Genomic DNA, 10,255 nt, shown 5'->3' with positions numbered 1-10,255 from the left:
AACAAAAGATTTTCTTTATAATTACATAGTAGCGCATTATAAAACCGCAACTTTTGCAATATTCGTTGCTTGTTTCGCTATTCTATTTATTTTTGGACACAGGCTAAAAAATACTATCTCATTAAGGCTTAACTATGTAGTAGGGGCTATACATAGTAGTAAGTTGACAAAAATTGTTGACATTGATGTAGTGGCATCTCTTTCTGGCTTTTACAGGAGTATTCCAAAAGAATATATAAAATCATTTTGGGTAGTGTTTATAGGTGTCAACACGGCTTTTGCTTTCTATCTCTTTTTCTTTTGGGTAGGAAATCACACATGGGATGACTATTTGAATGGATTAAGACTAGGAAGTCCTAGTATTGGCAGACCGTTGCAGTTTCTGCTGACCTACTATTTGCTAGATGGACACATATTGCCGGTCATTAGTCCATTGCTTGCAAATCTATTGATTGCACTTGCGGCTATTATGTGTTGCATATATTGGCGCGTTCCGCGTTCAGTCTCTACGTATTCACTCATTGGGTTGTTATTGGTGCTATCGCCTTTCACGGCTATATCGCTCTACTATACCGAATGTACGCTTTCATACAGTAGAGTATCATTCTCTATGGTGCTAGCACTACTTCTGTCGCAACGCGCAACCACATCTGATAATTCTTATAAGAAGTACTTACTGACAGGTGTCTCCGCTGTATTGATAGCTACATCCGTTATGAGCTACCAAAGTGGCGTGGAGACTCTGATTGCCGTATTTATTGCTAAGGTTATTATTGACGTAATTCGTGACTGGGATGCGACATTTGTTGATTTGAAAAGACTCGTATTATCTCATACTTACTCCCTCACAGCTATTTTGCTGGCAGTAATATGCTATGCGGGCTACTTTAGATACAATAGAGAGCGAATAACCAGCGATATTGTAGAGCCGACTGCCCCTTATCAAATGCTATTGAACTTCTTTGGCATTATGGATAAGAATTTCGGTGTCCTGTTAGGCAGGTACTTTGAGCCATTCTTTACCAGCCATATAATCTCTTTACTGTGCTGGCTTTCTTTAATAGCATTAGTGAGCTGTCTTATTTACGTCTGGAGGAGTACGAGCTTATACAGGGATAAACTATTAAAAACAGGCTTGTTAGCTGTATTAGTCATCTTTTTGTTTGTGTTGTCCAGTATTTCAACGTTGGTAAGCTCTAGGTATATAGGGTATAGGGAATACTATTTCGGCTTGCGGTTTGTCTTTGCCTTTATCCCTGTTCTGGTTTTTGTGCTACCGGTGAAAAAGATTGTTAGGAGTGTTACGGTTGTTTTAGTGGTGTTGCTGGTATGGGCTTATGCTGTTCAAGATGTGTTGATTACCCGAATATGGCACGATGGACTGGCAAGCGAAAAGAATATGTGGTTTGCTGTTAGGGCACGCGTTGAGGCACACCCTAACTTTAATAAAGACGCAAAATACCGCCTAATGGCGGTAGGCACTGGTGGCTACACTGGACATAGGCAATTCTATTACTTTGGGCATGAACCATCAAAGGGAGAGCTAGCAAATGTATATAGCGGTAAGGACGCTAGTTTCTCCAACTTGATAAGCGAACCAATCAGTCTTGGCACTACGGCAGCATTATTGTTCCACTTGGGACCAACCGTTCACATAACGCAGTCCTGCTATTTGACTAATCCGTATGAATCACCCGATTACTGCAAACGGCTAGCGGAAGAGTTGCGCAATGATATTGCTTCAGCCAAGCCCTACCCCGATAAATCGTCTGTGGTAGTGAGTGGGGATAAGATACTTGTGGTAATATCAAAGCCCAAACCATAAAAAGTAGCTAGCATTTCGTCAAGCAATATGTTAGACTGCCATTTGGCTTGTAATGTGGCTTAAATTATTTTTGTAGGAGTTGCTCTAATGAATGTGTTATCTAGGGTTGCTAGCGCCTTTATAGTATCGTTGCTATTGACTGTTTCTTTTGTTGCCTATAAGTGCCAAGACTACAAAGAAGCTATGTTGCGGATAGACCTACAGCCCACAGGCGATGTTAAGGTTGTTTCTGTTATCAGGGAATGGGGCAAAAGAAACTTATTAAGGTATGACGGAGACACTGCCTATATATCCACAGATACGCATAGGAAATGGCGAGTGCCCGGTCCTATCAAAATCAATACCTCTGGTAGCGGACAGCTACGTTTGGTTTTCCAGCCAGCACAACTATTTGGAAAGCCTGTCAATGGGCTAGCGATGCAGTATGCGTCTATTGAGATAAACAACAAGAGTGTTATAGACAAGGAGCTTACCCTTGATAACGGAAAAACGTTAGAATACGTTGTAGACGTTAAGCCTGGGGGGGGGGGGGGCACTCCTAGAAATCATTTTTCGTAATAATGCAACGAAAGATTTCTTTTATAACTATATAGTAGCCCGTTATAAGATTACCGTTTTTGCAATATTTGCTACCTGTTTTGCACTTTTGTTTGTTTTTGGATATAAATTAAATAATGCTATCTCTTTGGGGTTTGACTATATAGTAAGGAAAATACATAATAATAAGCTGGCAAAGAAAATTGTTGACATTGATGTAGTGGCATCTCTTTCTGGCTTTTACAGGAGTATTCCGACTGAATATATAAAATCATTTTGGGTAGTGTTTATTGGTGTCAACACGGCTTTTGCTTTCTATCTCTTTTTCTTTTGGGTAGGCAATCACGCGTGGGAACCCTATTTGGACGGATTAGAACTAGGGACTTATTCTTCCGGCAGACCGATACGTTTTCTGCTAACCTACTACTTGCTGGATGGACATATACTGCCAGTTATCAGTCCATTGCTTATACACCTATTGGTTTCACTTGCGGCTATAATGTGCTGTGTGTATTGGCGTATTCCGCGTTCAGTCTCTACATATTCACTCATCGGGCTACTATTTGTGCTATCGCCGTTCACTGCTATATCGCTCTACTATCCCGAAGTTGCACTTTCATTCAGCAGGGCATCATTCTCTATGGTGCTTGCCTTGCTCCTATCGTGGCGCGCCGTCACAGCTGATAGTCCCTGTAGGAAATATTTGTTGACAGGTGTTTCCGCCATACTAATACTTACGTCTGTTATGAGCTATCAAAGTGGAGTGGAGACTCTGATTGTCGTATTTATTGCTAAAGTTATTATTGACGTGATTTGTGACTGGAACGTGACGTTGAATGGCTTAAAAAAACTAGTTTCATCTTATATATATCTATTTATAGCTACTATACTGGCGGCAGTATGCTATGCGGGCTATTTATGGATAACTAGGGAAATGCTAGGAGGTGGCTATACAGACCCGACTGCCCCTTATCAAATGTTGCTAAACTTCTTTGGCATTATGAATAAAAACTTTGGCGTCTTGTTAGGTAGGATTTTTGAGCCATTTTTCACCAGTCACATCACGTCTCTGCTCTGCTGGCTTTCTTTAATCTCATTAGTGAGTTGCCTTGTTTATATCTGGACGAATACAAGCCAGTATAAGAATAAACTAATAAAAACGCTTACGATAGCTGTATTAGTTGTCTTTTTATTCGTCCTGTCCAGTCTCTCAACGTTGATAACTTCTTGGCATATAGGCTATAGGGAATACTATTTCGGCTTGCGATTTGTCTTTGCCTTTATCCCTGTTCTGGTCTTTATGTTGCCAGTGAAAAAGATTGTTAGGAGTGTTACGGTTGTTTTAGTGGTGTTGCTGGTGTGGGCTTATGCTGTTCAAGATGTCCTGATTACCCGAATATGGCACGATGGACTGGCAAGCGAAAAGAATATGTGGTTTGCTGTTAGGGCACGTATTGAGGCACACCCTAACTTTAATAAAGACGCGAAATACCGCCTAATGGCGGTAGGCACTGGTGGCTACACTGGACATAGGCAATTCTATTACTTTGGGCATGAACCATCAAAGGGAGAGCTAGCAAATGTGCGTAGTGGAGGGGATGGCAGTTATTCTAATATGATAAGTGAGCCCATTAACATGGGCACTGTTGCACCATTGTTGTTTCACTTGGGACCAACTGTCCACATAACGCAATCGTGCTTCTTGCCTAATCCGTATGAATCGTCAGGTTACTGCAAACAGCTAGCGGAAGAGTTGCGCAATGATATTGCTTCAGCCAAGCCCTACCCCGATAAATCGTCTGTGGTAGTGAGCGGGGATAAGATACTTGTGGTAATATCAAAGTAACCCCCCCTTGCTTTTTCTTGCTCTTTGTAGCATAATTTCTGTATGTGGACGTTTAAACGGCTGTTTTTTTGCGCACTAGTTGCGCTAGTTGTGGCTTGCAATCAGGCTTTTGAACCTGCTGTGATGTCTGTAGATAGTGCGGGCAAGCTATCTATCCCTGTAGAGTGTCGCGAATACTATGCGCAGGCTGATGGGCAAAAGTTGAACATATATATTGACAGCTTTAGCACCAAACAGGTGCGTGACGTGGTGGTAGATGCCTTTAATTCCTTGGGCACGTTTAATATATTGCCACAGAGCACCAGCAGGATGAGTTCTACTAACAACAGGTTAAATCTAGCTAAGGCGTTGGGAGCAGACTATGTAGTGAGCGGCTCGCAACAGGGTGCAGGCAAAATAACTATTACTATTATAGACGCTACAAGCGGGCAACCTCTAGTGGAAAACAGGGAGATTGTCGTGCAGGTCAAGACTAAAGGCTTGTTTATCGCTAGTGTGGTTGATGAGCAGCAAACAAAAATGGCTCTTGATAGTGCACTTAAGCGGGAACTGCAGTTGCTTATCCCTGTGCGCTCTTATATTATCCAGTTGCGCGGTGGAGGCGGTGCTGCACTTATAAACACAGGTTCAGAGAGTGGCATTGCAGCGGGAATGTTATTTAGACCGCTTGATATAAGTATTGAGGCGGATGTTATCAGCGGTAAGAAGTTTTGCCACCTGACACCGCTACCATTTACTATGAGCGTATCTGACTATGTGAATAAGACAGGGGCTTGGCTAAAAACTGGCACTGGTAACGATAAATTATTGAAAACATTGAAAATCGGCACTATTGTAGAACGTATGCCGAGCAGACAAAACTAAAATGGTGATGAAATGAAGAAAATTATATCAACTTTGCTTTCTCTGTGCTTATCAGGCTATGTGTATTCCGCAGAGCTGGATTATGGCTTTGGTGGCATCCTATGGGGCGATAATATCAGCGGATTGCAAGACCTACAGCTAGTGCGCAGATATAAGAATGGCGTAGAAGCCTATCGCAGGGACAGCGAAATGTTGAGTTTAGACGGAACGCAACTTGATGATGTGCTATACCTGTTTGAGGATGGCATATTCTTTTCGGTACGGCTGGAACACGATGCTGTTGTAGCAATGGCAATCTCTGACGCACTAAATCCAGAGAGCGGAGCAGTGGTAGTAACTGCTTTAGCTGATGACAGGACACACCTAGTAATGACAAATAGCAGACGTATGGCAGCTAGGCTTGCAACTGAAAGGCTTGCAGTGGCTAATGGTTCAACTATAAAGAAAGTTGGCGATATAGGTACAAATATAGATGACGGCTTTGACGGCACTAGGTGGGGGCAATCGGCAGAGGAATTGCATGGTTTAACGCTGGTTAAGACATATCGCAATGGCGTAGTGGCGTATCGCAAGGACAGTGACGAAACCGATACGCTTTATATGTTTATGGACGGCATTTTATTCGCCGTGCAAGCAGACGGGCAGATTGCACAGCAGCTCAACACTGACAGTGCGGATAACGATGTGAACGATGTGCAAGCTATGAAACTGTCAGACGGCAGTGCAATGCTATTGACGGACGGAAAGAAAATGGCTGCTAAACTGGCGGACGAGCGTATCGCTATGCTGGCACTCGCTAAACAGGAAGACGATGAAGAGGGCGATTTGCAACCTGTAAGCTCCAAGCAAGACCTAGCCAGTGGAGATATTGGCAAAGGCGACAGGGGTGGCTGGGAAGATATAGACCTAATGAGCATTGATGTGGATAAAATAGACTTAGACAGGCTATTGAAAGAGCTTAATGCTGATATGAACGCTAATGTTGATATTGATAAACTAACGATTAACCCCGAAGTTAGCAAAAAACAACAACAGGTGGCACCCATAAGCAAACTAACGTCTGTAACGGCTACGGCTTCGCCTAGCATTGCTATTGCGTCTGGAGGCTATATGTTAGATGTGGTAATCAATGGGGAGAGAACACAGATGCTAGCTGGCAGTGAACTTCATATCGCTGTGGGTAGTAATTTCAAGATAGGCAGCGTTATGCTGAACGGTAGAACGACTAACTTCACAGCTAATCTAAAGGGTTGGGTGCCGACAGGCGTGCATAATAGAGGCGATGACAGAGGGCAAGACATTAGAATTTCGCCTAGTGCAATGTTGACGCGATACGCCGCGGATGCAAACAATCGTAAATACCCGATAACTGCAAAGGTAGATGGCGCCGACAAGGTAATAGCTTACATAGTCATAGACTAAATATGCCCGTAGAGATGATGAAAGCATATAAAGTTCCTGCAAGCGTCAAGCCGTTAGATTATTTTTGCAATGAAATAAGCAAATTTGACTCACCTCGCACAATTGTGGTGGTGCCTACCGCCCGTAACCGCGACATACTTGTTGGCATGAAAGCGTGGGAACTGAGCGTACAAACGATTAAAGATTTTAGAGCAGACGTTGCCGTTCATAATGGCGTGGTGTTGCCGAAGGAACTTCGTGCATACTATCTGTATCAGGCTGCCAAATCTGACGGACTTTCTAGCACTGACCTAACCTGTTTAATGAAGTCGGGTGCATCTAAAACTATGGAAAACTACATCGCATTTGTTCAACGTTCAGATGCGCTACTGCCGTTTTATAGGGAACTATGCGAGGAGCGAGTGGACTTTGATAGACTTGCATTAGTCAGCTTATATGATGACTACGGTGAGCAGATACAGGTATTGGAAAAACTCTGGAAACTATATTTAGATAAGATACATACACTTGGCTATGTTGATGCACAGGAGTGTTGCTACCTAGAAACGCCTGTTTATGGCGAATATATAAACAGATTTGATAAATATATCTTCCTGATAAGTGGTTTTTTGACTAACTTTGAGTTCCAACAGCTTAAATCGCTTAAAGACGTTGTTTTATACTTTAACTACATAGGCTCAAGCCACCCGCAGGCGGAGCAACTCATGAAACATTTTGATATTAGCATTGAAACGGCGGACGATGAGACTGTTGCTCACTATCCACCGGTGAATATCGCTCCGTGTAAGTCGCGTCTTGCGCAGTTTGACTATATCACACGAGAGGTTCGACGGCTGCATAATGTTGAAAAAGTCCCTTATGAGGACATTGCAGTTGTGGTGACCGATAAGCAGATGAACGATTTATTTGTGTTCTCAGACCGATATAAACTATTCCGCTTGTCTGAGGGGCGGGCGTTATCAACATATTCATTTTTTGAGCTTTTAGAGTGCCTGTTGCAGCTAATAACTGAAAGCGTGCGATATAAAGACAAACTGCACATTCGTGAACTAGAAATGGTGCTGGTTCACGGTGTATTCGGTTCTCAAACTGACCTAGAACAGCTAGACAGGGACAAGCAGGAGGGTAGACTCGCTGTGTCAGCTAGCGGATATAAAAACATCTACGAACTAATAAAGCCATTTATAACGCCACAGCTTACATTTATAGATGCTATAGACAGGTTGAAAACGCTGTTAAATAGAATAGAAAACAATTTCCAAACGGAATCAAAAGCTATGAAACAGGCTGTGCAGGAGCTTGATAGCGCGCGACTATATTACAGCAAGATAGAGGACGAACTGTCAACTATAGACGTAGTGCGTTATATTGTAGGCACTCTGCGTTCTGTGGTCGTCCGAACAAAGAATGTGAAAGGGAAAGTTATTGTTATGGGGTTGCTTGAAAGTCGCAATATGGATTATAAATATCTATTCCTACCTGATATGTCTAGCGATGTGTTCCCAACAGGACAGGATAAAGACCTATTTATGAACACTGGACTACGGCGCGAACTGGGACTACCTACCTTTGCCGATAGACAGGAATTGCGAAAAGGCTATCTATACCAGCTCATCTCGCGGGCGGAGCAGATATATGTTACCTATACCGATTCTGAAGAGACGCTCCCTTCGCCGTTCATTGACGAATTGCTTGCTAAAACAGCTGTTGAAGCTGGTAGGGGCGCGAAAAAACGTGTTTATAACCCCGCTAAATACATTGTGTTGCCAACTGCCCATAATAGATGGAATGTAGTGGTTGACAAGTCCGTTAGACTGGGGCTAGCAGAGAAACGGAACTTCAAATATTCCCCCACATCAATCAACACGTTAAAGATGTGTGAGCTAAAGTTCTTTTACCAGTATATAGGTGGTTTGAGTGGCAAAGCAGAGCTGGTGGAGGATGCCCGTGCTGACAAGCTAGGTAGTTGCATGCATAAGACTTTTGAACGGTTGCATAACCATAAACCTCCAATCCCCCCTAGCGAGGATAATTTAAGGCGACTATTTAATGAGGAAATAAAGAAGTTGGATTATTTTGCGAGTAATCCCGTTGGACGCTACGAGGCAGCCGCTACGTTGGAGCTATTTACCGATATTGCTACCGCTAACGAGGCGCATTTACGTGAATATTGGCAGGTTGTTGAGGTAGAGGCTAAACGTAGTATAAATATAGCAGGGGTTAAAATATCGGGCAGGGTTGATAGGATAGACCACAACAGCCGCACAGGTGGCTATGCCATAATTGACTATAAATATAAGAATGCTGACAAACTGGAAAAGGAAGCAGTGAGCGAGTTTGACGATAAGGCGGACTTGCAGCTACCTATATACGCCTTGATGTTAAAGGGCGAGGGCAAACAGGTTGAAAAGATGGACTGGTTCGCATTACAGCGCGGGGCGCGCCTTGTGAGTGCTTATGGTGACGCTGAATATAAATATAGCCTCAACGACTACTTGAATAAGTTTAAGGAGAGCTTGACAGGCTTTATTGAAAGCTGGTTGCAAGCTGATGCCCCCTTGCAAAGAGCTAAGGACGAAAACGTGTGCAGGTATTGCCCCTACGAACTATTCTGCACTGGGGAGGGGGACTCCGATGAGTAGCCCTATTGACACTAACCGCAATGTAGCACTGGTGGCATCCGCTGGCACGGGCAAGACCTATAATCTAGCTTTGCGGGCAATAGTCGCTATGTTGCGCTATTCTAGCGATGTGCCACTACAGAATATCAAGGGGGAGGAGAGCGGCACATTCAGGACAGCTACACTGGGCAAGATACTCTGCATTACCTTTACACGTAAAGCTACGGCGGAAATGTCAGAACGTATCCATAGCAACCTTGCAAAGTTTGCTGATGGACAATTTGGAGAAAACGATAGTGAATATAAGGCTGTGGCTGATGTCTTGGGCATAGCCGACCCTGCCAAGCTAGCAACACGTGCAAAACGTGCACAGGATGCACTATACAATGACCCCAGTCGCCTGCAAGTATGCACCATAGACAGCTTTGTCAATACTATCTTGCGCCTATTTCCGTTTGAATCAGGCGTATCGCCCGCATTCCAGATAGTAGGTGATGAGCGAATAAAGGCTATAAAGAGGGAAGTTTTTAACGAGGCTTTCAATGCGTTTAACAACGCCAGCTATGAGCAGTTATTTAACGACTACATCGCTTGGCAGGGGCTATTGCCCGTTAAGTTTATAGAGGATGTCCGCAGTGCCGTTATAAACCACGCACTAGACTGGGCTGTGACGCTACGTGGCGAGCTGGAACGGGCTAGAAAATTTGTCAATATTGACACGTTACGGCAGGCACTAGATGAGGCTTTGGCTTGCGATAGACAAATTCGTGCACTAATAGGGAAAATGCTTGAACTTCTGACAAAGATAGATGCAATTGGCGAACGCAAACTCAACAGAACGTTTAGAAAAGGTGCTATGAACGACTTGCAAGAATTGGCAGATGGGAAAGGGGTTGTCTCTCTGGCTACCTCGCGCATTTCCAAATGGTTAAGCCCCACAGCTAAGCCACTCACAGGTAAAGACGACATACCAGATAGCTACACTAGGCTTGCTAATGACCCTGACACCATTATGCGGTAGTTATCCGCCAGTTCATGCTCGTCAATCATCTGCCTAGTGCTATATTCCGCCACAACGTTGCTAAAATGTTCGGGGTCGCTCCCACGAAACCTATATATGGTCTGCTTGGGGTCGCCTAC

At 43.7% G+C, this 10,255-nt stretch carries 8 protein-coding genes; 7 read left to right on the top strand and 1 reads right to left on the bottom strand.

Annotated elements, in window-relative coordinates; translation table 11 throughout:
- From AC1MDJ_RS05490 to AC1MDJ_RS05460, 7 genes are all read left to right on the top strand, one after another.
- On the top strand, positions 1-1,825 hold a 1,825-nt coding region (locus AC1MDJ_RS05490; protein WP_479689940.1), incomplete at its 5' end, for a hypothetical protein.
- 87 nt (positions 1,826-1,912) lie between these two features.
- Positions 1,913-2,383 (top strand): hypothetical protein, encoded by a 471-nt coding sequence (locus tag AC1MDJ_RS05485; RefSeq protein ID WP_479689939.1) that lies wholly within the window; start codon positions 1,913-1,915, stop codon positions 2,381-2,383.
- An 88-nt stretch (positions 2,384-2,471) separates the two neighbouring features.
- Positions 2,472-4,208: a glucosyltransferase domain-containing protein gene (locus AC1MDJ_RS05480; protein ID WP_479689938.1), complete on the top strand. Its 1,737-nt coding sequence runs from the start codon at positions 2,472-2,474 to the stop codon at positions 4,206-4,208.
- Positions 4,209-4,250: 42 nt separating this feature from the next.
- Positions 4,251-5,072, top strand: coding sequence for a hypothetical protein (locus tag AC1MDJ_RS05475; protein WP_479689937.1), 822 nt, complete (start codon positions 4,251-4,253; stop codon positions 5,070-5,072).
- Positions 5,073-5,084: 12 nt separating this feature from the next.
- Positions 5,085-6,494: a hypothetical protein gene (locus tag AC1MDJ_RS05470; protein ID WP_479689936.1), complete on the top strand. Its 1,410-nt coding sequence runs from the start codon at positions 5,085-5,087 to the stop codon at positions 6,492-6,494.
- A 2-nt stretch (positions 6,495-6,496) separates the two neighbouring features.
- The gene (locus tag AC1MDJ_RS05465) at positions 6,497-9,136 is read left to right on the top strand and encodes a PD-(D/E)XK nuclease family protein (RefSeq protein WP_479689935.1); all 2,640 of its coding nucleotides are present in this window, start codon (positions 6,497-6,499) and stop codon (positions 9,134-9,136) included.
- Entirely contained in the window at positions 9,129-10,136 is a 1,008-nt protein-coding gene (locus tag AC1MDJ_RS05460; RefSeq protein WP_479689934.1) for a UvrD-helicase domain-containing protein, read from the top strand. The genes AC1MDJ_RS05465 and AC1MDJ_RS05460 overlap by 8 nt, the downstream gene beginning before the upstream one ends.
- On the opposite strand, the gene AC1MDJ_RS05455 is transcribed toward AC1MDJ_RS05460, so the two are convergent.
- On the bottom strand, positions 10,094-10,255 hold a 162-nt coding region (locus AC1MDJ_RS05455), incomplete at its 5' end, for a UvrD-helicase domain-containing protein (RefSeq protein ID WP_479689941.1). The genes AC1MDJ_RS05460 and AC1MDJ_RS05455 overlap by 43 nt on opposite strands.

Source organism: Candidatus Termitispirillum reticulitermitis, from assembly GCF_054655775.1.
Note: the sequence above shows the minus strand (reverse complement) of the source record. Positions and strands in the feature narration are given on the sequence as shown.

Excerpts from the sequence above, each read along its gene's own strand:
- AC1MDJ_RS05465 (WP_479689935.1), top strand. The coding sequence starts at position 6,497 with ATGCCCGTAGAGATGATGAAAGCATATAAAGTTCCTGCAAGCGTCAAG.
- AC1MDJ_RS05485 (WP_479689939.1), top strand. The coding sequence starts at position 1,913 with ATGAATGTGTTATCTAGGGTTGCTAGCGCCTTTATAGTATCGTTGCTA.
- AC1MDJ_RS05460 (WP_479689934.1), top strand. The coding sequence starts at position 9,129 with ATGAGTAGCCCTATTGACACTAACCGCAATGTAGCACTGGTGGCATCC.
- AC1MDJ_RS05475 (WP_479689937.1), top strand. The coding sequence starts at position 4,251 with ATGTGGACGTTTAAACGGCTGTTTTTTTGCGCACTAGTTGCGCTAGTT.
- AC1MDJ_RS05470 (WP_479689936.1), top strand. The coding sequence starts at position 5,085 with ATGAAGAAAATTATATCAACTTTGCTTTCTCTGTGCTTATCAGGCTAT.